This window comes from Streptomyces sp. NPDC056835 (genome assembly GCF_042789485.1).
GTDB lineage: Bacteria > Actinomycetota > Actinomycetes > Streptomycetales > Streptomycetaceae > Streptomyces.
Map to the genome: position 1 here is coordinate 82,104 of NZ_JBHUBB010000019.1, position 24,025 is coordinate 106,128.

The 24,025-nt window shown below is 70.6% G+C and carries 21 protein-coding genes; 12 read left to right on the forward strand and 9 right to left on the reverse strand.

The genetic code is table 11. From position 1 onward, the window contains the following. Positions 1-57: 57 nt before the first annotated feature. Entirely contained in the window at positions 58-1,257 is a 1,200-nt protein-coding gene (locus tag ACFRMN_RS22420; RefSeq protein ID WP_383022225.1) for a MarP family serine protease, read from the forward strand. A gap of 84 nt (positions 1,258-1,341) precedes the next feature. Here ACFRMN_RS22420 and ACFRMN_RS22425 read toward each other — a convergent pair whose 3' ends face one another. The 6 genes from ACFRMN_RS22425 to ACFRMN_RS22450 form a co-directional block, all read right to left on the reverse strand. After that, positions 1,342-1,521 carry a hypothetical protein gene (locus ACFRMN_RS22425; RefSeq protein ID WP_078490818.1) on the reverse strand — a complete coding sequence of 60 codons (180 nt, stop codon included), beginning with the start codon at positions 1,519-1,521 and terminating at the stop codon, positions 1,342-1,344. Between the two features lie 262 nt (positions 1,522-1,783). Further along, entirely contained in the window at positions 1,784-2,773 is a 990-nt protein-coding gene (locus ACFRMN_RS22430; RefSeq protein ID WP_383022227.1) for an alpha/beta fold hydrolase, read from the reverse strand. Next, on the reverse strand, positions 2,770-3,264 hold the full coding sequence (locus tag ACFRMN_RS22435) for a phage holin family protein (protein ID WP_383022229.1): 495 nt from the start codon (positions 3,262-3,264) through the stop codon (positions 2,770-2,772). The genes ACFRMN_RS22430 and ACFRMN_RS22435 overlap by 4 nt, the downstream gene beginning before the upstream one ends. A 63-nt stretch (positions 3,265-3,327) precedes the next feature. Next, complete coding sequence (gene nhaA, locus ACFRMN_RS22440) at positions 3,328-4,761, reverse strand: Na+/H+ antiporter NhaA (protein WP_383022230.1); 1,434 nt, start codon at positions 4,759-4,761, stop codon at positions 3,328-3,330. A 248-nt stretch (positions 4,762-5,009) separates the two neighbouring features. Beyond that, a complete protein-coding gene (acs, locus tag ACFRMN_RS22445; protein ID WP_383022232.1) occupies positions 5,010-6,965 on the reverse strand; it encodes an acetate--CoA ligase in 1,956 nt (651 codons plus the stop codon). A gap of 240 nt (positions 6,966-7,205) precedes the next feature. After that, positions 7,206-9,923 carry a bifunctional SulP family inorganic anion transporter/carbonic anhydrase gene (locus tag ACFRMN_RS22450; RefSeq protein WP_383022234.1) on the reverse strand — a complete coding sequence of 906 codons (2,718 nt, stop codon included), beginning with the start codon at positions 9,921-9,923 and terminating at the stop codon, positions 7,206-7,208. Between the two features lie 305 nt (positions 9,924-10,228). On the opposite strand from ACFRMN_RS22450, the gene ACFRMN_RS22455 reads away from it, so the two are divergent. Next, positions 10,229-11,512: a hypothetical protein gene (locus ACFRMN_RS22455; protein ID WP_383022236.1), complete on the forward strand. Its 1,284-nt coding sequence runs from the start codon at positions 10,229-10,231 to the stop codon at positions 11,510-11,512. Between the two features lie 216 nt (positions 11,513-11,728). On the opposite strand, the gene ACFRMN_RS22460 is transcribed toward ACFRMN_RS22455, so the two are convergent. After that, a complete protein-coding gene (locus ACFRMN_RS22460; protein ID WP_383022237.1) occupies positions 11,729-12,715 on the reverse strand; it encodes an ATP-binding protein in 987 nt (328 codons plus the stop codon). Positions 12,716-12,817: 102 nt separating this feature from the next. On the opposite strand from ACFRMN_RS22460, the gene ACFRMN_RS22465 reads away from it, so the two are divergent. Beyond that, complete coding sequence (locus tag ACFRMN_RS22465) at positions 12,818-13,696, forward strand: oxidoreductase (protein WP_383022239.1); 879 nt, start codon at positions 12,818-12,820, stop codon at positions 13,694-13,696. Between the two features lie 392 nt (positions 13,697-14,088). Here the strand turns inward: ACFRMN_RS22465 and ACFRMN_RS22470 are convergent, their stop codons facing one another. Further along, positions 14,089-14,925 (reverse strand): HAD family hydrolase, encoded by an 837-nt coding sequence (locus ACFRMN_RS22470; RefSeq protein ID WP_383022241.1) that lies wholly within the window; start codon positions 14,923-14,925, stop codon positions 14,089-14,091. A gap of 514 nt (positions 14,926-15,439) precedes the next feature. Between ACFRMN_RS22470 and ssd the strand changes: the two genes are divergently transcribed. The 7 genes from ssd to ACFRMN_RS22505 are packed head-to-tail and all read left to right on the forward strand — an operon-like array spanning position 15,440 to position 20,467. Next, positions 15,440-16,537: a septum site-determining protein Ssd gene (gene ssd, locus ACFRMN_RS22475; RefSeq protein ID WP_383022243.1), complete on the forward strand. Its 1,098-nt coding sequence runs from the start codon at positions 15,440-15,442 to the stop codon at positions 16,535-16,537. Further along, positions 16,534-17,718 (forward strand): TadA family conjugal transfer-associated ATPase, encoded by a 1,185-nt coding sequence (locus ACFRMN_RS22480; RefSeq protein ID WP_383022245.1) that lies wholly within the window; start codon positions 16,534-16,536, stop codon positions 17,716-17,718. Before ssd ends, ACFRMN_RS22480 begins: the two co-directional genes overlap by 4 nt. An 11-nt stretch (positions 17,719-17,729) precedes the next feature. Continuing rightward, positions 17,730-18,596, forward strand: coding sequence for a type II secretion system F family protein (locus tag ACFRMN_RS22485; RefSeq protein ID WP_383022247.1), 867 nt, complete (start codon positions 17,730-17,732; stop codon positions 18,594-18,596). Continuing rightward, complete coding sequence (locus ACFRMN_RS22490; RefSeq protein WP_383022249.1) at positions 18,593-19,363, forward strand: type II secretion system F family protein; 771 nt, start codon at positions 18,593-18,595, stop codon at positions 19,361-19,363. The genes ACFRMN_RS22485 and ACFRMN_RS22490 overlap by 4 nt, the downstream gene beginning before the upstream one ends. 60 nt (positions 19,364-19,423) lie before the next feature. Then, positions 19,424-19,624, forward strand: a complete 201-nt coding sequence (locus ACFRMN_RS22495; protein WP_383022250.1) for a DUF4244 domain-containing protein — start codon at positions 19,424-19,426, stop codon at positions 19,622-19,624. Beyond that, positions 19,611-20,072 carry a TadE family type IV pilus minor pilin gene (locus ACFRMN_RS22500; RefSeq protein WP_383022252.1) on the forward strand — a complete coding sequence of 154 codons (462 nt, stop codon included), beginning with the start codon at positions 19,611-19,613 and terminating at the stop codon, positions 20,070-20,072. Before ACFRMN_RS22495 ends, ACFRMN_RS22500 begins: the two co-directional genes overlap by 14 nt. Beyond that, entirely contained in the window at positions 20,069-20,467 is a 399-nt protein-coding gene (locus ACFRMN_RS22505) for an Rv3654c family TadE-like protein (protein ID WP_383022253.1), read from the forward strand. Before ACFRMN_RS22500 ends, ACFRMN_RS22505 begins: the two co-directional genes overlap by 4 nt. Here ACFRMN_RS22505 and ACFRMN_RS22510 read toward each other — a convergent pair. After that, complete coding sequence (locus tag ACFRMN_RS22510; protein ID WP_383022255.1) at positions 20,464-22,989, reverse strand: DEAD/DEAH box helicase; 2,526 nt, start codon at positions 22,987-22,989, stop codon at positions 20,464-20,466. The two genes, ACFRMN_RS22505 and ACFRMN_RS22510, sit on opposite strands and share 4 nt — an antisense overlap. Positions 22,990-23,068: 79 nt before the next feature. Between ACFRMN_RS22510 and ACFRMN_RS22515 the strand changes: the two genes are divergently transcribed. Beyond that, positions 23,069-23,422 carry an STAS domain-containing protein gene (locus tag ACFRMN_RS22515; protein WP_003967428.1) on the forward strand — a complete coding sequence of 118 codons (354 nt, stop codon included), beginning with the start codon at positions 23,069-23,071 and terminating at the stop codon, positions 23,420-23,422. Between the two features lie 100 nt (positions 23,423-23,522). Continuing rightward, complete coding sequence (locus ACFRMN_RS22520; protein WP_383022256.1) at positions 23,523-23,972, forward strand: ATP-binding protein; 450 nt, start codon at positions 23,523-23,525, stop codon at positions 23,970-23,972. The last annotated feature ends 53 nt before the right edge of the window (positions 23,973-24,025 follow it).

The following is a 24,025-nucleotide window of genomic DNA, read 5'->3' on the forward strand; positions in this document are numbered from 1 at the left end:
CGCCGACCGGGCGGGACGACCGGAGACGTATCCGCGAGGCAAGCGAGGCTATTGACGGTGAACGTGCTGGACATCCTGCTGCTGCTCGCCGCCGTATGGTTCGCGGTCGTCGGCTACCGCCAGGGTTTCGTGGTGGGCATCCTGTCGGTGATCGGCTTCCTCGGCGGCGGTCTCGTGGCGGTCTATCTCCTGCCCGTGGTCTGGGCCCAGCTGACCGCGGACTCCGAGGTCTCCACCACGGCCGCCGTCGTCGCGATCGTCATAGTGATCGTCTGCGCCTCGGTCGGCCAGGCCTTCACCACGCACCTCGGCAACAAGCTGCGCCGCTACATCACCTGGTCGCCGGCCCGCGCCCTGGACGCCGGCGGCGGCGCGCTGGTCAATGTCGTGGCCATGCTGCTGGTCGCCTGGCTGATCGGCTCCGCCCTCGCCGGGACCTCACTGCCGACGCTCGGCAAGGAGGTCCGCAGCTCAAAGGTGCTGCTCGGGGTCTCCCGCGTGATGCCCACCCAGGCGTCCAGCTGGTTCACGGACTTCTCGTCGGTACTGGCCCAGAACGGCTTCCCGCAGGTCTTCAGCCCGTTCGCCAATGAGCCCATCACCGAGGTCCAGGCCCCGGACCCGGCGCTCGCGGGCAGCCCGGTGGCGGCCCGCGCGCAGCAGTCGATCGTCAAGGTCGTCGGTACGGCACCCACCTGCGGCAAGGTCCTCGAAGGGTCCGGTTTCGTCTTCGCCGACCGCCGGGTGATGACCAACGCGCATGTGGTCGGCGGTGTGGAGGAACCCACCGTCCAGATAGGCGGTGAGGGACGGCTGTACGACGCCAAGGTCGTCCTCTACGACTGGCAGCGCGACATCGCCGTACTTGACGTGCCGAACCTCCCCGCCGAGCCGCTCCAGTTCACCGACAAGGACGCGGCCAGCGGCGACAGCGCGATCGTCGCGGGCTTCCCGGAGAACGGCTCGTACGACGTACGCTCCGCGCGCGTCCGGGGCCGTATCGACGCCAACGGCCCCGACATCTACCGTCGCGGCGAGGTCCGGCGCGATGTCTACTCACTCTTCGCGAACGTACGCCAGGGCAACTCCGGAGGCCCGCTCCTCACCCCCGAGGGCAAGGTGTACGGAGTGATCTTCGCCAGGTCGCTCGACGACCCCCAGACCGGCTACGCCCTGACGGCGGACGAGATCCGCGACGACATCACGCTCGGCCGGAACGCCAACCAGCAGGTCGACACCCAGGGGTGCGCGCTCTAGGTGTTCTGTCCGACCGGACAGGACCTAGGTGTATCGGCGTGTCCGGCGGACGAGGCGGGCCCGGCGGAAGTCCCTGACGCGCCCTCAGGAACGCTGATGACGCAGCCGGGCCGAGACCCAGCGCGCTCTGCGGCGGAGGATCAGGGAAATGCCGAGCCGGGGATCATGGCCCTGCTCGTCGGGGCCGCCCCTTCTGTGGATGATCGGCGCAGAGGCCGAGCGGCGGTTGCGTGCTGCGTCACCGTAGTCGTGCGTCCAGCCCATACTTCGACCTGTGCCCCTGGCCCATGGTCGGTAACCGCGCGGGAGAGGGCCAATTGGCCTATGCGCGAGGCATTTGGCTGTTCGTAGGACAAGCGTTCAAAGGGTGACAACCGGGACGGGTGGCGCGTCGCGCTTCACCGGTCCGTGTCAGCCGGAGCCGCCGCCTGTTGCCGCCGCCCGCGGTCGCCGCCGGTCGCCGGTGCGGGGCCGCCGGTGCAAGCCTCCGGCGTCCGGTGCGGGCCTCCGGCGTCGGCGGTCCGGCTCAGCGGTCCGGCTCGGGGTCCTTGAGCCAGTTGATGAGTTCCGCGGAGAACGCGGCGGGGTCCTCCTCGTGCGGGAAGTGCCCCAGACCATCGAACAGCCGCCAGCGATAGGGCGCTTCCACATACTCGGCGGACCCCGCCGTGCTGCGCGTCCGCATCGCCGGGTCGAGTGACCCGTGCAGCTGGAGCGTCGGCACCCGCACCCGCCGCTTCATCCGCCGGTTGAACTGGATGCCGTCGGGCCGCGCCATCGACCGCACCATCCAGCGGTACGGCTCGATCGAGCAGTGCGCCGTCGACGGGATGGTCATCGCGCGCCGGTAGATCTCGATCGCCTCGTCGTCGGGCGACCGGGGGCCTGACCAGTCCCGGATCAGCTGCCCCACCAGCGCCGCGTCCTCGGCCACGAGCTGACGCTCCGGCAGCCACGGCCGCTGAAAGCCCCAGATATACGATCCGGCGCGGCTCTGCGAGAAGTCCGAGAGCATCGCCGAGCGCCAGCGGCGCGGGTGCGGCATCGAGGACACCGCGAGCCGGCGCACCAGCTTGGGCCGCATCACGGCCGCCGTCCAGGCGAGATACCCGCCCAGATCATGGCCGACGAGCGCGGCGTCGGGCTCACCGAGGGAGCGCACCACCCCGGTGATGTCGAGCGCCAGATTGGCGGGGTCGTAACCCCGGGGCGTACGGTCGCTGCCGCCCACCCCCCGCAGATCCATGGCCACCGCGCGATACCCGGCGTCCGCCAGCGCGGTCAGCTGATGGCGCCAGGTCCACCAGAACTGCGGGAAACCATGGAGCAGCAACACCAGCGGCCCCTCGCCCATCTCGGCGATATGGAAGCGCGCACCATTGGCCGCCACATCGCGATGGGTCCAGGGACCATCGAGACGAATGGCGGAGGCCGGCGTCGCTCCTGAGGTCCCACCGGAGGGCGTGCCAGGCACCGTGCCGGAGGTCTTGCCGGGGTCGGATTCAGGGGCGGTCATGCAGACGAGCGTGCCACAGACTTGGTGCCTTCCAGGACCTGGCGGGGGTGCGGCTTCACGTTCTGCAGTACGGCCGCCGTCTCCTTGGCCGAGGCGATGGACTTCTCCGGCGGCTTCACCTTCTTGAACTTCAGCAGGGCGAGCCCGGCGAGCAGCACCGCGAGAATCAGAAACGCGGCGCCCACGATCAGGAACGACCAGGCGAGCCCGAGCCCCAGATTGTGGATCCCGTACGCGGCGGCGAAGCTCAGCACCGGCAGGGAGAACAGGGCGAACACCGCCGCGATCGCGCCGGCGGCCCCGCCCGTCACACCGCGCTTGACGTCCTGTCGGATCTCGGCCTTGGTCAGGGCGATCTCATCGTGCACCAGCGCGGACATCTCGGCGGTGGCCGAGGCGACCAGCTGGCCAATGCTGCGGTCGCCCGCGGCGGCTTCGATCACGGTGCCGGTCCGGACAGCGTCGGCGACGTGCTTGCCGGGGTCGCTCATCGGTGACTCCCTCTTCTCGCTCTTCTCGGCTACGGACCGCTCGGCTACGAATCCGTTGTCCGATCATGCCGGACCGCTGCCGTCCCCGCGCGCTGCCCCCGCGTGTTCCGCCAGCCGACGGTGCTCGGCGGCCTTCGACTCGTACAGCTCCGCCATGCGCAAGTGGTACGCCGGATCGTCCTGTTCATAGATGTCGGGGATGCCGTCCCGGTCCTCGTCCCGCTCCTCCTCCTCGTACAGCGCACGGTACTTGCGGACCCGCAGCTTCAGCAGTACCCCGGAGAGGACGGCGGCGATGACCGAGCCGGTCAGCACCGCGGCCTTCACCTCGTCGGTGAGCGCGGGGTCCGTCGAGAAGGCCAGTTCGCCGATGAGCAGCGAGACGGTGAAGCCGATCCCGGCGAGCGACGCGAGCGCGAAAACATCGGGCCAGGCCAGGTCCTCGTTCAGCTCGGCTCTGGTGAAGCGCGCGGCCAGCCAGGTGCCGCCGAAGATACCGACCGCCTTGCCGACGACCAGACCCAGTACGACGCCAAGGGTCTCCGGCTGTGTGAAGACCTCGCCGAGTGCACCGCCGGATACGGAGACGCCCGCGGAGAAGAGCGCGAACAGTGGTACGGCCAGACCGGCCGAGACCGGGCGCACCAGATGCTCGATGTGCTCGCCGGGGGAGTGCTTCTCGCCCTCGTTCCTGGTGCAGCGCAGCATCAGCCCCATCGCGACACCGGCGATGGTGGCGTGGACGCCGCTGTTGTACATCAGGCCCCAGATGACCAGCGCCAGCGGGATGTACACGTACCACCCGCGTATGCCCTTGCGCAGCAGGGTCCAGAAGACGACGAGCCCGGCGACCGCGCCGCCGAGCGCCACGAAGTTCAGATCGCTGGTGAAGAAGACGGCGATGATCAGGATGGCGAAGAGATCGTCGACGACCGCGAGGGTGAGGAGGAAGGCGCGCAGCGCCGAGGGCAGCGAGGTGCCGATGACCGCGAGGACGGCGAGCGCGAAGGCGATATCGGTGGCGACGGGCACGGCCCAGCCGCTCAGGGAGCCGCCGCCGGTCTTGTTGACCAGCACATAGACCAGGGCGGGCACGATCATTCCGGAGAGCGCGGCGATCACGGGGAGCGCTGCGGCCTTGGGATCGCGCAGTTCCCCGGCCACCAGTTCGCGCTTCAGCTCGATGCCGGCGACGAAGAAGAAGATGGCGAGCAGACCGTCGGCCGCCCAGTGCTGTATGGAGAGGTCGAGGCCGAGCACGGCGGGTCCGATGTGGAAGTCGCTCACGGCCTCGTAGCTGTGGCTCAGCGGGGTGTTCGCCCAGAGGAGGGCGGCGATGGCGGCGACGAGCAGGAGGACGCCGCCGACGGTCTCCGTGCGCAGCGCCTCCGCGAGATAGTTCCGTTCGGGCAGTGGAAGGCGTCCGAGGAACTTACGTCCGGTGGGGGTGGGTGCGGATATGGGCACGGGGGACGCCTCCGGTCGATCTCTGGGCATGACGCATCACATGCCGACCAGACTTCCCGGCGCACCTTGAAAATCTTGTTGTGTTATTTACGCGCTGCCTACTTTACCCGGACGCGACGATCGCGGCGCAGGGGAGCGGGACGATCGCGGCGCAGGGGAGCGGGACGATCACGGCGCAGAGGAGCGGAGACGGCAGCACAAAGCGGGGCGCCCGGCATCGAACACCGGGCGCCCCGCTGCTTACGCGTTACGCAGGTGTGTACGTGTACCCGGCCCGCTCAGTCCTCGCTGGTCGCGCTGGGCAGCTGGGTCTGGATGAGCTCCATGACCGACGAGTCGGTGAGCGTGGTGACATCGCCGAGCTGGCGGTTCTCCGCGACATCCCGCAGCAGGCGCCGCATGATCTTGCCCGAGCGGGTCTTGGGCAGTTCCGCGACGGGGAGGATTCGCTTGGGCTTCGCGATCGGACCGAGCGTGGTGCCGACATGGTTGCGCAGCTCGGCCACGAGCCCGTCGTCGACGACGGCCGTGCCCCGCAGGATCACGAAGGCGACGATGGCCTGGCCGGTCGTCTCGTCCGTGGCACCGACCACGGCTGCTTCGGCGACCTTGGGGTGCGAGACGAGGGCCGACTCCACCTCCGTCGTCGAGATGTTGTGGCCGGAGACGAGCATGACGTCGTCCACCCGCCCCAGCAGCCAGATGTCGCCGTCGTCGTCCTTCTTCGCGCCGTCCCCGGCGAAGTACTTGCCCTCGAAGCGGGACCAGTACGTGTCGATGAACCGCTGGTCGTCGCCCCAGATGGTGCGCAGCATCGACGGCCAGGGCTCGGTGAGGACGAGATAGCCGCCGCCCCCGTTGGGCACCTCGCGGGCCTCGTCGTCCACGACGGTCGCCGAGATACCGGGCAGGGCGCGCTGGGCGGAGCCCGGTTTGGTCTCCGTCACGCCGGGGAGTGGGGAGATCATCATGGCGCCGGTCTCGGTCTGCCACCAGGTGTCCACGATCGGGGTCTTGCCGGCGCCGATGTGTTCGCGGTACCAGATCCAGGCCTCGGGGTTGATCGGCTCACCGACCGAGCCCAGCACCCGCAGAGAGGTCAGATCGAACTTCGCGGGGATGTCGTCGCCCCACTTCATGAACGTACGGATCGCGGTCGGCGCCGTGTAGAGGATCGTCACCCCGTACTTCTGCACGATCTCCCAGAACCGCCCCTGGTGCGGGGTGTCGGGAGTGCCCTCGTACATCACCTGGGTGGCGCCGTTGGCCAGCGGCCCGTACACGATGTACGAGTGGCCGGTCACCCAGCCGATGTCGGCCGTGCACCAGTACACGTCCGTCTCGGGCTTGAGGTCGAAGACGGCGTGGTGGGTGTAGGCCGCCTGGGTGAGATAGCCGCCCGAGGTGTGCAGGATGCCCTTGGGCTTACCCGTCGTACCCGAGGTGTAGAGGATGAAGAGCGGGTGCTCCGCGGGGAACGCCTCGGGGGTGTGCTCCGGAGACTGGCGCCCGACGATGTCGTGCCACCACACATCACGGGAGTCGTCGAAGGCGGTGTCCTGGCCGGTACGGCGGACCACCAGAACGTGCTCGACCTGCGGGCACTTCGCCACGGCCTCGTCGATGGCCGGCTTGAGGGCGCTCGGCTTGCCGCGGCGGTAGCCACCGTCGGAGGTGATCACCAGCTTGGCGTCGGCGTCCTGGATACGGGAGGCGACGGCATCGGCCGAGAAGCCGCCGAAGACCACGGAGTGCGCGGCCCCGATCCGGGCGCAGGCCAGCATGGCGACCGCGGCCTCGGGGATCATCGGCAGATATACGGCGACCCGGTCGCCCGCGCGCACCCCCAACTCGGTGAGCGCGTTGGCGGCCCGCGACACCTCGTCCTTCAGCTCCGCGTAGGTGATCGCCCGGCTGTCGCCCGGCTCGCCCTCGAAGTGGATGGCCACGCGGTCTCCGTGACCGGCCGCCACATGGCGATCGACGCAGTTGTAGGCGACATTCAGCTCGCCGTCCGCGAACCACTTCGCGAACGGCGGGTTCGACCAGTCCAGCGTCTCGGTCGGTTCGGTGACCCAGGTGAGCCGCCTCGCCTGCTCGGCCCAGAAGCCAAGCCTGTCCGCCTCGGCCTGCTCGTACGCCTCCGCCGTCACATTGGCGTGCGCGGCCAGCTCGGCCGGCGGTGCGAACCGCCGGTCCTCCTTGAGCAGGTTGGCCAGGCTTTCGTTGCTCACGACATCTCCCTTTCCCAGGGCGTCCTATGTCCTATGTGTCCCGGGCCTAGCTCATCAGGCGGATGCCCGGGTGACAAGGGGCTTCCAAGAATTGGTTTAGACCTGTGTGATGGGCATCGGATCCGCCGCCCGGACACGGGTCCCGGATCCGCTGTCCCGCGTCCGGCTGAGATGTGGCCCTCCTCCCCGGGGTGGTGGGGAAGGGGCCACAGACTCTCACGGATGCGGGACGAGGTCGGTTCAGGCGCGCGACTCCTCCAGCGTCGTCGGGGCCACCCGGTTGAACACCTCCTCATCGCCGCAGTCGTCGCGGGCCCCGACTCCGTCCGCCAGCAGATACGCCTGGGCCTCGCCGACATGGAAGTACATTCCGTGCAGCTCCAGCGTGCCCTCGGCCAGCCGTCGGGCGACCGACTCATGGGCCCGCAGATGCTCCAACTGCTGTACGACATTGGTCAGACAGAGCTGCTCGACCGCGTCGGCGGGCAGCCGTCCGGAGATCCTGGCCCAGGAGTGCTGACGGCTTCGCATCCGCTCCAGGCTGGGCAGCCCATGGCGCAGCCAGCGCCGTAGCGGGGTCATGGCCCCGTCCGCGTCGGCGGGGATGTTCAGCAGGGCCTGCATCGCCCCGCATCCCGAATGCCCGCACACGGTAATGGACTCCACACGCAGGACATCCACCGCGTACTCGATCGCCGCGGCCACCGAATCGTCCGCGCCGTCCGCGCCGGGCGGCGGGACCAGATTCCCCACGTTCCGTACCGTGAACAGGTCGCCCGGGCCACTGGACGTGATCATGCTCGTCACCAGCCGGGAGTCGGCGCAGGTGAGGAAGAGCTGCGAAGGCCGCTGTCCCTCGCGCGCCAGCCGGGCCAGCTCCTCGCGTACTAGTGGCGCCGTATTGCGCTGGAAGGAGCTGATCCCGTTGGCCAGTTGACGGACTCCGGGCGAACGCGCCACGCCTGCGGACGGATGGGTCCCGGACAGGTCAGCTGTGCACAGGTCAGCTGCGCACAGGCCGACTGCCGACGGGGCGACTGCTGACGGGGCGACGGCGGATGGGTCGGTTGCGAACGCGTCGGCTGCGAACGGGTCGGCTGTGCGAAGGCCGACTGTGGACGGGTCGGCCTTGGGCGGGGCGTCGCCTGTCCGCTCTGAGCGCGGCGAGGAGCTCAGCCGCGAGAGAGAGTGCTCCCCGCACTGGTGGTTGCGCCATGGCGTCCAGGGCGGGCAACAGGTGGGCGACTCCATAGCGGGCTCGGCGATCCGCCCGCCCGCCCGGCCGGTGAACTCGGCCTTACCGCCATGGGCGATATGCGCGGTCTGCCAGTCGTGCAGCGCCTCGAATGCCGCATGGTCCATGAAGGATCCGTCCAGCTCGACCACGCAGTCCACGTCCCAGGGCACCTGGTGCAGCACCCGGCTGAGCCGCGGCACGGCGAGGAACGTCAACTGGCCCCGCGCGCGTACGCGGTGGATCCCGTCCTCCACCTCGACCGTGATCCGGGTCCTGGTGAGCCGGTGCAGTGCCACCGCGACCGCCACGGCGATCCCGATCACCACGCCCTCCAGCACGCCCGTGAGCACCACGGCGGCCAGCGTCACCACGTACACCAGCATTTCGCGGTTCCGCTGCACACTGCGGAGATGGACGAGGTTTACCATCTGGACCCCGACGACCATCACCAGCGCGGCCAGGGCCGCCAGCGGGATCAGATCCAGCACGGGCACCAGCAGCAGAGCCGCGATGGCGATCCACAGCCCGTGCAGCATGGTCGCGTTCCGGCTCACCGCCCCGGTCGCCACATTGGCGGCGCTGCGTACGGCGACGCCGGTGACGGGCAGGCCGCCGAGCGCGCCCGAGACGACATTCCCCGCCCCTTGTCCGGCCAACTCCCGGTCCAGCCGGGCGCGCGGGACCTGGACGCCCGGCTGCTTGCGGGCCGCCGTCAGTTTGTCCACGGCGACCGCGGACAGCAGTGATTCGACGCTGCCGACCAGAGTGACGGTCAGAACGGCCGCGAGCAGTCCGAGCACCGGGCCCTCGGGCAGCGCGGGCATGGCATGGCTGCTCCAGGAGGGCAGATCGACGCGCTCCAGGCTGACTCCGGCGAGCGCGGCCAGGGCCGTCGCGATCGTCACCGCGGCGAGCGTGCCCGGGATCTTGCGTACGATCCGGCCCGTACGCCCCGGAATCCGTGGCCAGGCGAGCAGTACGGCGATGGTCAGCAGGCTCACGGAGAGCGCGCCCGGATGCAGATTGGCCAACTGGGCGGGCAGACCGCGCACATTGTCGACGGCGGAGCTCTGCGGCGTACCGCCGAGCACGATATGGAGCTGGGCGAGCGCGATCGTGACGCCGATGCCGGCGAGCATGCCGTGCACGATCGCCGGGCTGACGGCGAGCGCCGAGCGGGCCACGCGCAGCGCCGCGAGGCCGAGCTGGGCGAGCCCCGCGCAGATGGTGATGGCGCAGGTGACGCGCCAGCCGAACTGCTGGATCAGATCGGCGGTGACGACGGTGAGCCCGGCGGCGGGGCCGCTGACCTGAAGCGGGGCGCCGCCCAGCCGGCCGACGACCAGACCGCCGACCGCGGCGGCCACCAGGCCCGCCTGGAGCGGTGCGCCGGTGGCGAGCGCGATGCCCAGGGAGAGCGGCAGCGCGATCAGGAAGACGGAGATCGACGCGGACACGTCGGCTCCGGCGATCCGGAACCCGCGCCCTCCGCGTCCTTCGCCCCCTCCACGTCCTTCGCCCCCTCCACGTCCTTCGCCTGCTCCGCCCTTTCCATGGCCGCGACGGTCGTTGCCGTCTTCGCCTGGAGGTCTGCGTGGCCGTCGGAAGTGCGAGATGCGTGTGAACCGGGACACGGACTCAAAAGGGATGGTCCGGACCGTGGAGTCGATGCGGGCGGTCCAGGACACGGGGTTGGTGCGGGTGGGGATGGCGGCAGTCATATTTCCCGTCTCCTCCGGGCGGCGCGGTCGCGGTAAATGGGGGCGCGGCCGTGGGTCACGGCGTGCAGTGGCGGGACGTCTTTCCTCATCACTCGGTAAATAGACAGTAATGGAGAGTAAAGACTCCGGCATGACTTTCCGGGCAAATGGGGCAATGGTTCACCTGGGGGAGTGATTAGTGATCTTGTACGGCTTGTCGTTTCTTCTTCTCATCGGTCTCAGTGCGACGTTGTCGGCGCTCGGCGCCGTGCCGGCAGTCGCCGCTCGGCACTTCGGTACTGAAACCTGAAGGAAGAGGTGGGCGGATGCTGGCCGCCACAAGGAGAATCGGCTTCGGCGCCGCCGTCATGGCGCTCGCCGTCGGGCTCGCGGGGTGTTCCGGATCGCAGGGAGCCAATGACAAGGTCACGAATGGTGCCCCCGGAGCCAAGAAGGCCCCCGGAGCCGCTGGGAACGCCGTGCGGCTCATCGGCGACGGCTCGACCGCTTTCACCGGCGCCCAGCCGCATATGCCGAAGCCGGAGCAGCTGAAGCCGGGCCAGAAGCCGCCCCAGTTCGTCGTGTTCTCCTGGGACGGCGCGGGCGAGGACAGCCAGAAGCTCTTCTCCCACTTCCGCGGCGTGGCCAAGAAGTACAACGCGAAGATGACGTACTTCCTGAGCGGCGTCTATCTGCTCCCCGAGGAGAAGGCCGACCTGTACGCCCCGCCCCAGCACGGTCGCGGCACCTCGGACATCGGTTTCAATGACGCCGAGGGGATCAAGGACACGCTGCGGGAGCTGCGTGGCGCCTGGCGCGACGGCAATGAGATCGGCACCCACTTCAACGGGCACTTCTGCGGCAACGAGGGCGGCGTCGGCACCTGGTCCGTCGACGAGTGGAAGAGCGAGATCAACCAGGCCAAGTCCTTTGTGAAGAACTGGAAGACCAACGCGGGCCTGAAGGACGAGGCCCCGCTCCCCTTCGACTACGACAAGGAAATGATCGGCGCCCGCACGCCCTGCCTGGAAGGGCAGAAGAACATGATGCAGGCGGCGAGGACGATGGGGTTCCGCTACGACTCCAGCGGCATCGGCGACCAGCTCTGGCCGAAGAAGGCGGACGGCCTCTGGGACATTCCGCTCCAGCTGGTCCCGGTGCCGGGGCGTGATTTCGAGACGCTCTCGATGGACTACAACTTCATGTTCAACCAGTCAGGGACGGTCAACGGCGATCCTTCGCAGCACGCGTACTGGGGCAACCAGATGCGTGACGGCCTGCTGGAAGCCTTCGACCGTGCCTATAACGGGAACCGCGCGCCGCTGATCATCGGCAACCACTTCGAGTCCTGGAACGGCGGCACGTACATGACCGCCGTCGAGGACACGATCAAGACGGTCTGTGTCCAGAAGGACGTGCGGTGCGTGACGTTCCGCCAGCTCACCGACTGGCTGGACGCGCAGGACCCGCAGACCTTGGACAAGTTCCGCGGCCTGGGCGTCGGCAAGGCGCCCAAGGGCGGCTGGACGGCGCTCGCGGCCGCCCCCGCCCCCGCGAGCAAGAGCCCGTCCCCGGCCGGCCGCCCGGCCGACCACTCCGAAAAGCACTGACGGCGCCGACGGCGGGACGGAGGACGGGCGCTCGGCGTTCCGTTCAGGACGGTTGGGGTACGGCGAGTGCTTCGTTGAGGACGAGGGCGGGGTCGACCTGCGCCGCGAGGCAGGTTCCTCCTTCCGCGTTCCTCGCGCCGGTCGGCGCCGGGGCGCCTTCCGGGCTTCGGGACGCTGCGTCGGACTCCGTCCGCCGGTGGGGCCGAGGCGTCGGGTTCAGGACGGTTGCGGTACGGCGAGTGCTTCGTTGAGGACGAAGGCGGGGTCGACCTGCGCCGCGAGGTCGACGCCCGTTTTCGCGTTGCCCCAGCTCTCCGCGTTCCTGAGGTGGAAGTGGACCATCTGCCGGGTGTACCGCTCCCAGTCGCGGTGTTCGTACGAGTCCTCCGCCGCGTCCTGGAGCGTCTGGAGCGCGCAGCGGTTGTCCGCCTCCAGGAGCTCGAAGCGGATCGGCCGGCCCTTCTCCATCGCCCGGACCCAGTCGGAGTGGCCCACGGTGATGAGCAGGTCGTCGCCCACCTCCTCGCGCAGGAAGTCCAGATCGTCCCTGCCCTGGACCTTGTTGCCGATGACCTTCAGCGAGACGCCGAAGTCCCGCGCGTACTCCTTGTACTGGCGGTATACGGACACGCCCTTGCGCGTCGGCTCCGCCACCAGGAACGTCATGTCGAACCGGGTGAACATCCCGGAGGCGAACGAGTCCGAGCCCGCCGTCATATCGACCACCACGTACTCGTCAGGGCCGTCGACGAGATGGTTGAGGCACAGCTCGACCGCGCCGACCTTGGAGTGGTAGCAGCTCACCCCCAGATCGGACTCGGTGAAGGGGCCGGTGGCCATCAGCCGGATCTCGCCGTCGTCCAGCTGGACGGTACGGGCGCACGCCTCGTACACCGGATTGTTCTCGCCGACCCGGAGCAGCCGCGACCCCTCGCCCGGCGGTGTCGTCTTGATCATCGCGTCGGCCGACGGGATCCGCGGATTGCTGCCCCGCAGATAGTCCTTGATCAGCGGAAGATGCGCACCCATCGCGGGCAGCGCGGCGGCTTCCGTCTCGTCGAGGCCGAGCGCGGCCCCGAGATGCTGGTTGATGTCGGCGTCCACCGCGACGACGGTGGCCTCGTTGGCGGTCAGATGACGGATGAAGAGCGAGGACAGCGTGGTCTTGCCGCTGCCGCCCTTGCCCACGAAAGCGATCTTCATGTTCACCTAGAGTAGTGGCAATCTCGCTCAAGGTGAGGTGATTGAGTGAGTAAGACCACTCCAAGGTGGGGCGCGCGGCATGGGCGCGTAGCCTCCCTACTTATGAGTACGACTGCCTCTGACGCTTCCTTCGCGCCCTGGCCGGAGGATCCCCTGCTCACGCTGGCCTCCTTGCCGGGCGTTCCTGACGCGGTGGATTCCGTACGTAAGGCGGTCGACCGCGTCTACAGCCACCGCGTCATGCGCCGCCGCAGCAATGAGGTCACCTCCGAGGCGGCCCTGCGCGCGGCGCGCGGCTCCGCGGCGCTGTCCGGTGCTGACTGGGCGCTCGAAGAAGTCCGCCGGCGCAGCGACTTCGGTTCGGAGGCCGAGGCCCGTACGGTCGGCGCGGCGCTCCGGCTGAACGCCGAGGCGGGTCAACTCCTCTCCATCTGGGGGCAGTCGCCGCTGCGCGTGCTCGCCAGGCTGCATCTGGTGGCCGCGGGGGGCGCGGGTGTCACGGACGAGACCGTGGGGCGGCCCCGGCTGGCGGGCGAGCCGGTCACGGAGACGCCCGGGGGCGATGTGCCGGAACCACTCACCAAGGCTCCGCCGCCGGAGGCCGACGAGGTGGCCGGGCGCCTGGAGGGACTGTCGCGACTGGTGATCGCGCCGAGCAGGGCACCGGCCCTGGTGGCGGCGGCGGTGGTGCACGGCGAGCTGCTGGCGCTGCGCCCCTTTGGCTCGTACAACGGCCTGGTGGCGCGGGCGGCCGAGCGCGTGGTGCTGATCGGCAGCGGCCTTGACCCCAAGTCGGTCTGCCCGGCGGAGGTGGGTCACGCGGAGCTGGGGCGCACGGCGTACGCCGCTGCTTTTGACGGCTATCTGTCGGGCACCCAGGAGGGCGTGGCGGCGTGGATCATCCACTGCGGCCGGGCGATCGAACTGGGCGTACGGGAGTCGACTGCCGTCTGTGAAGCGCTTCAGCGAGGCGCGGCCTGAGCGAAGGTGGCCCGAGTGAAAGTGGCCTGAACAGGGTTGCGGCGGCGCCTCGTTGGCACCGCCGCTGGCATGTCCACCGAGTTACCAAGCGTCCTCGTTGTGTTGCCCATCAGGTCGGGTACTTCGCCCGTCACCTGGTGCGGCTGGCCCGTATTCGACGGGTCGACGTCGCGTGGGTGCTCAGTTTTCATGCTCGGTCCGTGGGGCCTGGTGCGTAAACAGGTGATCCTCTCGGATGTCCTTGGTCTCGCGGGCCGTTGACTCCTTTCTACACCTGTCCGCCGGGATGCGAAACCCCTGGCTGGACTTCTTTACTTTTAGGTTCAAACGATGGCAAAACGGTCACGAGTTGTGGGTCTTGGTCGGCCGGGTGGCCGTGACGGCGGACGGCATCAGGCGAGCGTCGACTGCCGTCGCCTGTTCGCGTACCAGACCAGCCCGGCCGTCGCCGCCGCCGCGCCCACCGCTGCCGCCGCGACCAGTGCCGGTCGGGGCGGCATGGAGAAGGCGGGCAGGCGCTGCTTGAGTCGCACAGGCCGGTTGAAGACGAGAATCGGCCAGTCGCGCGCCGTCGCCTCCCGGCGCAGCGCGCGGTCCGGGTTGACCGCGTAGGGGTGCCCCACCGACTGGAGCATCGGTACGTCGGTGACGGAGTCGCTGTACGCGTAGCAGCGGGAGAGGTCGTACCCCTCGGACGCGGCGAGTGCCTTGATCGCCTCGGCCTTGGTCGGCCCGTACGCGTAGTACTCCACCTCGCCCGTGAAGCAGCCGTCGGCGCCGACGACCATCCGGGTGGCCACCACCCGGTCGGCGCCGAGCAGATCGCCGATGGGTTCGACGACCTCCGCGCCGGAGGTGGACACGATCACCACATCGCGGCCGGCGATGTGATGGTCCTCGATGAGGGACGCCGCCTCGTCGTAGATGATGGGGTCGATGAGATCGTGCAGTGTCTCGGCGACGATCTCCTTGACCTGCTGGACGTTCCAGCCCTTGCAGAGCGCGGAGAGATACTCCCGCATCCGCTCCATCTGGTCGTGATCGGCGCCTCCGGCGAGGAAGACGAACTGCGCGTATGCGGTGCGCAGTACGGCGCGGCGGTTGATCAGGCCGCCTTGGTAGAAGGACTTGCTGAAGGTCAACGTCGATGACTTCGCAATGACCGTCTTGTCCAGGTCAAAGAAGGCTGCTGTGCGCGGCAAGGAGTGGTTTTCCACGAGGCCGAGCATATGCGCCCACCATTCGGCGTAAGCTGGGGCGCGTGGGTTTGCCTGAGAAGGCTCTCGGGTACACCATGGAAGTCACGGATCGTTCGCGACCGTGCTAACCCGGTCCGGCTCCTCCCCCCCCGAGTCGGCCGTGGGGACGACCCCCGCTCTCCCCCCCCGGCGGGGGTCGTCGCATGTCCGGACGCGTTTTCGGCTCTTCGAGGCCACTCGTCCCCCTTCCTGAAGCTCTGTGCGCGACGGCGTCTCCGCGAGCATGCCCGTCACCGTGTGTAGCCAATGCACTGCTCTCCGGAAGTCACTGGTATGAGCTACCGGGATATTCACAACTGGTGAGTTGTCCACAGTTTTCAAGCAAGATCCACACGATTTCTTGTTGCCCTGCACGGTGATTCCTGCCGCGAAGTTCGCGGAAGCCGGAATCACGGATACCGGATCACTGCGAGATCGCGGAGAGAAGCGCTCGCGGATAGCCGGATCGAAGAAGAGATAGGGGGCGGAGATCGTGGCTGGATCCATGACATCCGATCGTTCAAGGAACGGCGGGGGCAACGGGGCGGGACCGCTGATCCTGACCGAGGATGTGGAGTTGCTCGACGATCTGCTGAGGCTCTGCGCGGCGGCCGGTGCCGAGCCGCAAGTCCATCATTCGGTGCCGGAACGGAAGGGGTGCTGGGAGGACGCGCCGATGGTTCTCGTCGGCGATGACGCGGCGGCACGCTGCCGTGGCGCGACCCGCAGGCGGGACGTGATGCTCGTCGGGCGGGACCAGGACGACCCGGGTGTCTGGCGGCGCGCAGTGGAGATCGGCGCGGACTGCGTGCTGCGGCTGCCGGACGCCGAGAGCTGGCTCGTGGACCGGATCGCGGACGCCGCCGAAGGCGTCGGCCGGCCCGCGCTCACCGTCGGTGTGATCGGCGGTCGGGGCGGTGCCGGGGCTTCGACGCTGGCGTGCGCCCTGGCCGTCACCGCCGCGCGCGCCGGTCGGCGCACGATGCTCATCGACGCCGATCCGCTCGGCGGTGGCCTTGACGTGGTGCTCGGCGGCGAGCAGGCGGAGGGCAGAAGGTGGCCGGATTTCGCCGCTTCCAAGGGGCGTGTCGCGGGTGGCGCGCTGGAGGAGTCGCTGCCCCGGCTCCACGAGCTGCGGGTGCTCAGCTGGGACCGCGGCGATTCGGTGGTGATTCAGCCGGAGGCCATGCGGTCGGTGCTCGCGGCGGCCCGCAGACGCGGTGGGGTCGTCGTCGTGGATCTTCCCCGGCGCGTCGACGAAGCCGTGGCGGAGGCCCTGGCCCAGCTGGATCTGGGGCTGTTGGTAGTGCCCGCCGAGCTGCGGGCCGTCGCCGCGGCCGGCCGGGTGGCCTCGCTGGCGGGCATGGTCCTCAGGGATCTGCGGGTGGTGGTCCGGGGTCCGTACGCCGCCGGGCTGGACGAGCAGTGGATCGCCGACGCGCTTCGGCTGCCTCTGGTGGGCGAGCTGCCCCTGGAGCCGGGCCTGTCGGAGTCCCCGGACGGCGGGGCGCCCCCGGGATCCCGTGCGCGCGGACCTCTGGCCGCGTTCTGTACGGCTTTCTGGGAGCGGGCGCTGGCCGGGGACGGGAGCGTGACGCCATGAGCGGCGGCTCGGTGGCTGGGAGGGGCGGCGCGGCGGCGCCCGGGCTGCTGGACGCCGTACGGCAGCGGCTCGCGGAGAGCGGTGCGGACCCCACACCGGCGCGGGTGGCGGCGGCGTTACGGGCCCAGGGGCGGTTGCTCGGCGATACGGAAGTGCTCGGGGCAGCGGCGGAGTTGCGGTGCGAGCTGGTGGGGACGGGCCCTCTGGAGCCGCTTCTCGGCGACCCCGAGGTGACGGACGTGCTTGTCTCCGCGCCCGACCGGGTGTGGGTGGACAGGGGCGGTGGTCTTGAACTGACGGCCGTGTCGTTCGCCGACGCCGCCTCCGTTCGGAGGCTGGCGCAGCGGCTCGCCGCCGTGGCGGGGCGCCGGCTCGATGACGCCAGACCCTGGGTGGACGCGCGACTGCCCGACGGCACACGGATGCACGCGGTCCTGCCGCCGGTGGCGGTCGGCTCGACCTGTCTGTCGCTGCGGGTGGTGCGGCCCAAGGCGTTCTCGCTTGCGGAGTTGACGGCGGCGGGGACGGTACCGCCGGGCGGGGAACGGGTGTTGCGGGCGCTGATCGAGGCCCGGCTGTCGTTCCTGATCAGTGGGGGCACGGGCACAGGAAAGACCACGCTCCTGTCCACCCTGCTCGGCCTGGTCGGGGAGCGCGAGCGGATCGTACTGGCCGAGGACTCCGCCGAGTTGAGGCCCGACCATCCGCATGTGGTGCGGCTGGAGGGGCGGCCGGCGAACCAGGAGGGCGCGGGCCGGGTGACGCTGCGGGACCTGGTCAGACAGGCGTTGCGGATGCGGCCGGACCGGCTGGTCGTCGGTGAGGTCCGAGGCCATGAGGTCACCGAACTGCTCGCCGCCCTGAACACGGGACACGAGGGCGGTTGCGGCACCGTACACGCGAATACGGCGGCGGACGTCCCCGCGCGTCTGGAGGCGCTGGGAACGGCGGCGGGCCTCGACCGGGCGGCGCTGCACAGCCAGCTGTCGGCCGCGCTGTCGGTTGTGATCCATCTCGTCCGGGACCGCGACGGGCGCCGGAGGATCGCCGAGGTGCATGTGCTGGAGCGGGACAGCGCGGGGCTGGTGGTGCCGGTGCCCGCGTTGCGCTGGGCCGCCGGAGGCTTCGTGGACGACCGTGGTTGGCCGCGGTTGCTGGCCCTGATCGGAGGCGCGCCGTGACGGCTCTGACGATGTCTCTCACCGCTTTCGCGGCGGTGCTGTGCGCCGGGGGAGCTGTCCGGCTGGCCGTCGGCCAGAAACGGGGACTGCGGCGGGCCAGACGGCTGCTCGCGGCCCCTGGCGTGCCTGTCGCCGCGATGCCGGGGGCGCCGCCGTGGGAGCGATGGCTGCCGAAGGCTCGTGAGCGAGCGCGGCGGCTGCGCGGGAAGTGGCTCTGTCTGCCGCCCGCGGTGCTGCTCGCACTGCTGGGCGAGTCGGTGCTGCCGCTGTTCGGGGGCGCGCTTGCGGTGCCGCTGGTGGGGCGGTGGCTGAGCGCCAGGGAGCGGAGGAAGACGCGTGAGCGGCTGGCCGACAGGATCGTCGCGCTGTGCGGCACGGCAGCGGGCGAGCTGCGAGCCGGTACGCAGCCCACCCAGGCCCTGCTGGCCGCCGCGGGATCGACCGGTGGTCTGGGAAGCGCGGAGGGAGCCGTGCTGGCGGCCGCGCGGTTCGGCGGTGACGTACCCGACGCGCTGCGGAAGGCGGCGCGTGAGCCGGGAGCGGACGGCCTCGTGGGGCTCGCGGCGTGCTGGCGGGTGGCCGTGGACGGCGGGGCGGGGCTTGCCGCCGGGCTGGACCGCCTGGACGCGGCGCTACGGGCGGAAAGAGAGCAACGGGAAGGATTGCGGGCCCAGCTGGCGGGGGCCTGGGCGACCGTCGCCGTGCTGGCGCTGCTCCCGGTGGTGGGCCTGACGCTGGGCTGGGCCCTGGGCGCGGATCCGCTGCGTGTCCTGCTGCACACCCCGGCAGGGCTCGGCTGTCTGGTGGTGGGCGGCCTGTTGGAGGGCGCGGGCCTGTGGTGGGCCGCCCGGATCGTACGGACCGGGGAGGCGCCATGACGGGGGAGTTCGTCCACAGGCTGTGGGCGGTCGTCCTGGCGCATACCGCGATCGGCTCTCTGGCCTTCGCGATGGCGGCCCGGCGGCGCGAGCGGCGGGTGCGGCGGCGGTTCGTGGCCCTGCTGGCGGTCGGGCACCGACGGCGGCGGCCACGGCGCCGGGCGGCGCGGTGGGCGCGGCGCTGGGGTCCGCCGACCGGCGCGGTGATCTTTGGCTGGGTCATGGTCGGCGGGGTGGCCGGCTGGCTGCTCGGGCTCGCCGGGGCGTACGGGGTCCGCAGGTGGCTGCGTACGAGAAAGCCGGACGACCGTACCGGTACCGACGAGGCGGCCCGTCAGCTTCCGCTCGCCGCCGATCTGCTGGCCGCCTGTATCGCGGCCGGAGCGGGACCGCTCGACGCGGCGGAGGCGGTCGGCGAGTCGCTGGGCGGCCCTGTCGGTGACCGGCTGGCACGGACGGCGGCGGAGCTGCGGCTCGGTGGCGAACCGGCCGAGGCGTGGCGGCGGTTCGGGGAGATACCGGGCGCGGCGGGGCTGGCCCGCTGTCTGGAACGGGCGGGATCGAGCGGAGCGCCGGCCGCCGAGCCGGTGTCCCGGCTGGCCGACGGCTTCAGAGCGGAGCGGGCCCGGGCCGCGGTGGCCAGGGCACAGCGGGCCCAGGTGCTGATCACGGCTCCGGTGGGGCTGTGCTTTCTCCCCGCCTTCCTGGCGGTGGGGGTGGCGCCGGTCGTCATCGGTCTGGCGAGCGGACTGCTGCAAGGCAACTGACCAAATTCTCTGCGAACTGACCAATTTCTACGGCTTCTACGGCTTCTACGGGGAGATGACATGTGGATGAGGATTCGACGAATCCGGTGGGCACGGCGGCGCGGGGCGCGGGCCGATGCCGGGATGACGACGTCCGAGTACGCGGTGGGGACGATCGCCGCCTGCGCTCTCGCAGCGGTGCTCTACAAGGTGGTCACGAGCGGGCCGGTGGCGGGTGCCTTGCAGTCGTTGATCGGGAGGGCTCTCAGTGCGCAGTTCTGAGACGGTTCGGGTGCGCCCGGCCGGCGGCCGTCCCCCGGTCCGTCGCGGCGACCGGGGGTTCGTGACGGCGGAGGCGGCGGTGGCGGTGCCTGCGCTGGCCGTGTTCGCCCTGGCCCTCGTCTGGGCGCTGATGGCGGCCTCCGCACAGATCCAGTGTGTGGACGCGGCGCGGGCGGGGGCGAGAGCGGCCGCCAGAGCCGAGCCACGGGCCGCGGCGATGGCCGCTGCCCGTTCGGCCGCCCCGGAGGGCGCCAGGGTCGCTCTGGGCCGTACAGGCGATCTGTGGCGGGTGCGGGTGGAGGCGCCGACGCCCGGGCCGGGTGCCCTGGCCCTCACGCTCACCGCTGAGGCCGTCGCGTCCGCGGAGGACGCCGTGGATGCCCTGGACCCCGTACAGGCCGCGAGAGACGGCTCTGGAGGCCCGCGCGTGGCCGGGGCGGCGCCATGATCGAGGCCGGGGCCAGGGCCGGGGCCGGGGAGCGGGGGTCGGCGACGGTGTGGGTCGCGGTGGCGGCGACCGCGCTGTGTGCCGTCTTCGCCTTGGTGCTCGCCATGGGGCAGGCGGTCGTCGTCCGGCACCGGGCGGGCGCGGCGGCCGACCTGGCGGCCCTCGCCGCGGCGGACCACGTGCTTCTCGGCTCGGCGGACGCCTGCCGCCGGGCGGACGAGGTAGCGGCGGCACAGGGAGCCGAGGTGGTGCGGTGCGTGGTGAGCGGCGGGATCGCGGACGTGACGGCGCGGGTGGCCGTCGGGCCGTACGCCCCGACGGTCAGGGCGCGGGCGGGCCCACCGCTGCCCGTACCCCCGCCAGGCGCCCTGTCAGGCCTCGCGGACACGCCCTAAGCCACGGTGGGCGCATCCACATCGACATCGACATCCACATGCGCTTCCGTCTGCGCATCCGCCTCGGCCCGTGCGTCAGGGGCGGCGCTGAGCAACTCGGTCAGGAGCCGTACGGCTCCTCGTTTGTGCAGGGGGTCGTTGCCGTTGCCGCACTTCGGGGACTGGATGCAGGACGGACAGCCGGCGTCGCACTCGCAGGAGGCGATCGCCTCGCGGGTGGCCGTGAGCCACTCACGGGCCGTCCGGAAGGCCCGCTCCGCGAAGCCCGCGCCGCCGGGATGGCCGTCGTAGACGAAGACCGTAGGCAGCAGCGTGTCCGGGTGGAGGGGCACGGACACCCCGCCGATGTCCCAGCGGTCACAGGTCGCGAAGAGCGGCAGCATCCCGATCGAGGCGTGTTCGGCGGCGTGCAGCGCGCCGCCCAGCTGCTCCGGATTGACCCGGGCCCGGTCGAGCTGGTCCTCGGTGACCGTCCACCACACGGCCCGGGTACGGAGTGTCCGCGGCGGCAGATCGAGTTTGCTCTCGCCCAGCACCTCGCCGGTGATGAGCCGGCGGCGCAGAAAGGAGACGACCTGATTGGTGACTTCGACGGAGCCGTAGCAGAGGCGCCCCTCGCCCCACGGGATCTCCGTGTCCGTTTCGAGTACGGAGATGGCGGTGGTGTCGCGGGCGGTGGTGGAGTACGGCGGGTTCGCCTCCTCGACCAGGGCGACCGAGTCCGCCAGGTCGAGCCGCTTCACCAGGTACGTACGGCCCTGGTGGAGGTGGACGGCGCCGTCGTGGACGGCGGTGTGGGAGGCGGCCTCGTCGACCGTACCCAGCAGCCTTCCCGTCCCCGCCTCGACGATCTGGACGGGACTGCCGCCCTCGCCCCGGATGTCGGCGAGGTCGGCGGCCCGCTCGCGGCGGGTCCAGTACCAGCCGGAGTTGCGGCGCCGCAGCAGCCCCGCGCTCTCCAACTGCGGGAGCAGGTCGGGTACGGCGGGTCCGAAGAGCGTCAGATCGGCTTCGGTGAGCGGGAGTTCCGCGGCCGCCGCGCACAGATGGGGGGCGAGGACATACGGGTTGTCGGGGTCGAGGACGGTGGACTCGACGGGCTGCTGGAACAGCGCCTCGGGGTGGTGGACGAGGAAGGTGTCCAGCGGATCGTCCCGGGCGACCAGGACGGCCAGCGCCCCCTGCCCGGAGCGTCCGGCCCGGCCCGCCTGCTGCCACAGGGAGGCGCGGGTGCCCGGATAGCCGGCGATGACGACGGCGTCCAGGCCCGACACGTCGATGCCCAGCTCCAGGGCGGTGGTGGCGGCGAGGCCGAGCAGTTCGCCGGAGTGCAGGGCGTTCTCCAGGGCGCGGCGTTCCTCGGGGAGGTAGCCGCCGCGATAGGCGGCGACCCGGCGGGCCAGCGAACGGTCCACCTCGGCCAGCCGTTCCTGGGCGATGACGGAGATGAGTTCGGCGCCGCGCCGGGAGCGCACGAAGGCGACCGTACGGACGCCCTGGACGGTCAGGTCGGTGAGGAGGTCGGCGGTCTCGGCGGTGGCGGTACGGCGGACGGGGGCGCCCTTCTCGCCGTGCAGATCGGTGAGCGGCGGCTCCCAGAGCGCGAAGACCAGCTCGCCGCGCGGTGAGGCGTCGTCGGCGACCTCGTGGACGGGCAGACCGGTGAGCCGGCCGGCGGCCCGCGCCGGTTCCGCGGCGGTCGCCGAGGCGAGCAGGAAGACCGGATTCGCTCCGTAACGCGCGCATACGCGGCGGAGTCGGCGCAGTACCTGCGCCACATGGGAGCCGAAGACGCCGCGATAGGTGTGGCACTCGTCGATGACGACAAAGCGCAGGGCGCGCAGGAAGGAGGCCCAGCGGGGGTGGGACGGCAATATCCCCCGATGCAGCATGTCCGGATTGGTCAGCACGTAGTTCGCGTACTGCCGCACCCACTCCCGTTCCTCGACGGGGGTGTCACCGTCGTAGACGGCGGGGCGCACGCGGTTGCCGAGCGGGGCGGCCAGCTCCTTGACGGCGCGGCGCTGGTCGGCGGCGAGAGCCTTCGTCGGGGCGAGATAGAGCGCCGTCGTTCCTCGGCCGTTGGGCGCCTCGGCGCCGTCGAGGAGGGTGGTCAGGACGGGGGCGAGATAGGCGAGGGACTTGCCGGAGGCGGTGCCGGTGGCGATCACGACGGACTCGCCGTCCAGCGCGTGCTCGGCGGCGGCGGCCTGGTGGGCCCACGGGTGGTCGATACCGGCCCGCTGAATGGCGTTGATCACTTCCGCGCGGATGCGGTCGGGCCAGACGGCATGACGCCCCGCACGCGGGGGCAGGTGCTCCGTATGGGTGATGCGCGCAGCACGGCCCGCCCCTGTGGCGAGCCGGTCGAGGACCGTACGGGGGGAGGGGCGGTTGCCCCCGCTCTCGGGGGGTCCACTGGGGCGGTGATTCCTGGCCATCGGCATCGAGTGTGTCACTGGCGTGACGGACAATGGTCTCAAGGCGTCGTGCATGACTGCTGGTAAGTGATTGAATGCCATCGCGGCTGGCGATACGTCCCCTGGCTCCGTCGGGGAGACCCGAGGGGCGACCGCTCGATAGCAAGGTGCTGGAGGATCCGTGGACCTGTCCCTGTCGACTCGCAATGTGTCCGGCCCTGGTGGCGACCGTACGGTCGTCGAGGTCGGTGGCGAGATTGATGTGTATACCGCGCCCAAGCTGCGCGAGCAGTTGGTCGAGTTGGTGAACGACGGCAGCTACCACCTGGTTGTCGACATGGAGGGCGTGGACTTCCTGGACTCGACCGGGCTCGGCGTGCTCGTGGGTGGCCTGAAGCGTGTGCGTGCCCATGAGGGCTCGCTGCGCCTGGTCTGCAACCAGGAGCGCATTCTCAAGATCTTCCGGATCACCGGCCTCACCAAGGTGTTCCCGATCCACACCACGGTCGACGAGGCCGTGGCGGCCACCGACTGAGGTCGGCCGAGTCTTCCGGAGGAGAGGGCAGAGGCACCGGGCGTGATGCCCGGCGCCCGCGCCCATGAGTTTCCACGCTCGTACGTTCGAGGGGGATCGCATGGCCACCGTTGAACTCCGCTTCAGCGCCCAGCCCGAACATGTCAGAACGGCCCGTCTGGTGGCGGCCGCCGTGGCTCGTCGGGCAGGCGTCGATGAGGCTGTGTTGGACGAGGTCAGACTCGCGGTCGGTGAAGCGTGCAGCCGGGCGGTCGGGCTGCACCGCAGCCATGGCATCACCGCCCCGGTGAGAGTCGTGCTGAACGAGGAGGAGAAAGCCTTCTCCATCGAGGTCGGCGACGGGGTCACGGCCGCGGGCGGTGCCGGCGCCGGGGAAGCCCGCGACGGCGTGGCGCCGGGCGATTCCCACGAGAGCGATGCCGAGGGCGAGGACGAGATGGGCCTCGCGGTCATCAGCGGGCTCGTCGACGATGTGGAAGTCACCTCGGGCGACGACGGTGGCGTCATCCGGATGAGCTGGCCGACGGCCTCGGCCGTCGCGCTGCCCTGACGGCGTTACCCCGGCCCTTTCGGGCAGCCGGACGGGGAGCCGGTGATCCATTC

Excerpts from the sequence above, each read along its gene's own strand:
- ACFRMN_RS22450 (WP_383022234.1), bottom strand. The coding sequence starts at position 9,923 with ATGACTGCCGCCATCCCCACCCGCACCAACCCCGTGTCCTGGACCGCC.
- ACFRMN_RS22485 (WP_383022247.1), top strand. The coding sequence starts at position 17,730 with ATGTCTCTCACCGCTTTCGCGGCGGTGCTGTGCGCCGGGGGAGCTGTC.
- ssd (WP_383022243.1), top strand. The coding sequence starts at position 15,440 with ATGACATCCGATCGTTCAAGGAACGGCGGGGGCAACGGGGCGGGACCG.
- ACFRMN_RS22425 (WP_078490818.1), bottom strand. The coding sequence starts at position 1,521 with ATGGGCTGGACGCACGACTACGGTGACGCAGCACGCAACCGCCGCTCG.
- ACFRMN_RS22510 (WP_383022255.1), bottom strand. The coding sequence starts at position 22,989 with ATGGCATTCAATCACTTACCAGCAGTCATGCACGACGCCTTGAGACCA.
- ACFRMN_RS22490 (WP_383022249.1), top strand. The coding sequence starts at position 18,593 with ATGACGGGGGAGTTCGTCCACAGGCTGTGGGCGGTCGTCCTGGCGCAT.
- nhaA (WP_383022230.1), bottom strand. The coding sequence starts at position 4,761 with ATGCCCAGAGATCGACCGGAGGCGTCCCCCGTGCCCATATCCGCACCC.
- ACFRMN_RS22430 (WP_383022227.1), bottom strand. The coding sequence starts at position 2,773 with ATGACCGCCCCTGAATCCGACCCCGGCAAGACCTCCGGCACGGTGCCT.
- ACFRMN_RS22455 (WP_383022236.1), top strand. The coding sequence starts at position 10,229 with ATGCTGGCCGCCACAAGGAGAATCGGCTTCGGCGCCGCCGTCATGGCG.
- ACFRMN_RS22495 (WP_383022250.1), top strand. The coding sequence starts at position 19,424 with ATGTGGATGAGGATTCGACGAATCCGGTGGGCACGGCGGCGCGGGGCG.
- ACFRMN_RS22520 (WP_383022256.1), top strand. The coding sequence starts at position 23,523 with ATGGCCACCGTTGAACTCCGCTTCAGCGCCCAGCCCGAACATGTCAGA.
- ACFRMN_RS22480 (WP_383022245.1), top strand. The coding sequence starts at position 16,534 with ATGAGCGGCGGCTCGGTGGCTGGGAGGGGCGGCGCGGCGGCGCCCGGG.
- ACFRMN_RS22470 (WP_383022241.1), bottom strand. The coding sequence starts at position 14,925 with ATGCTCGGCCTCGTGGAAAACCACTCCTTGCCGCGCACAGCAGCCTTC.
- ACFRMN_RS22505 (WP_383022253.1), top strand. The coding sequence starts at position 20,069 with ATGATCGAGGCCGGGGCCAGGGCCGGGGCCGGGGAGCGGGGGTCGGCG.
- ACFRMN_RS22435 (WP_383022229.1), bottom strand. The coding sequence starts at position 3,264 with ATGAGCGACCCCGGCAAGCACGTCGCCGACGCTGTCCGGACCGGCACC.
- ACFRMN_RS22460 (WP_383022237.1), bottom strand. The coding sequence starts at position 12,715 with ATGAAGATCGCTTTCGTGGGCAAGGGCGGCAGCGGCAAGACCACGCTG.
- ACFRMN_RS22465 (WP_383022239.1), top strand. The coding sequence starts at position 12,818 with ATGAGTACGACTGCCTCTGACGCTTCCTTCGCGCCCTGGCCGGAGGAT.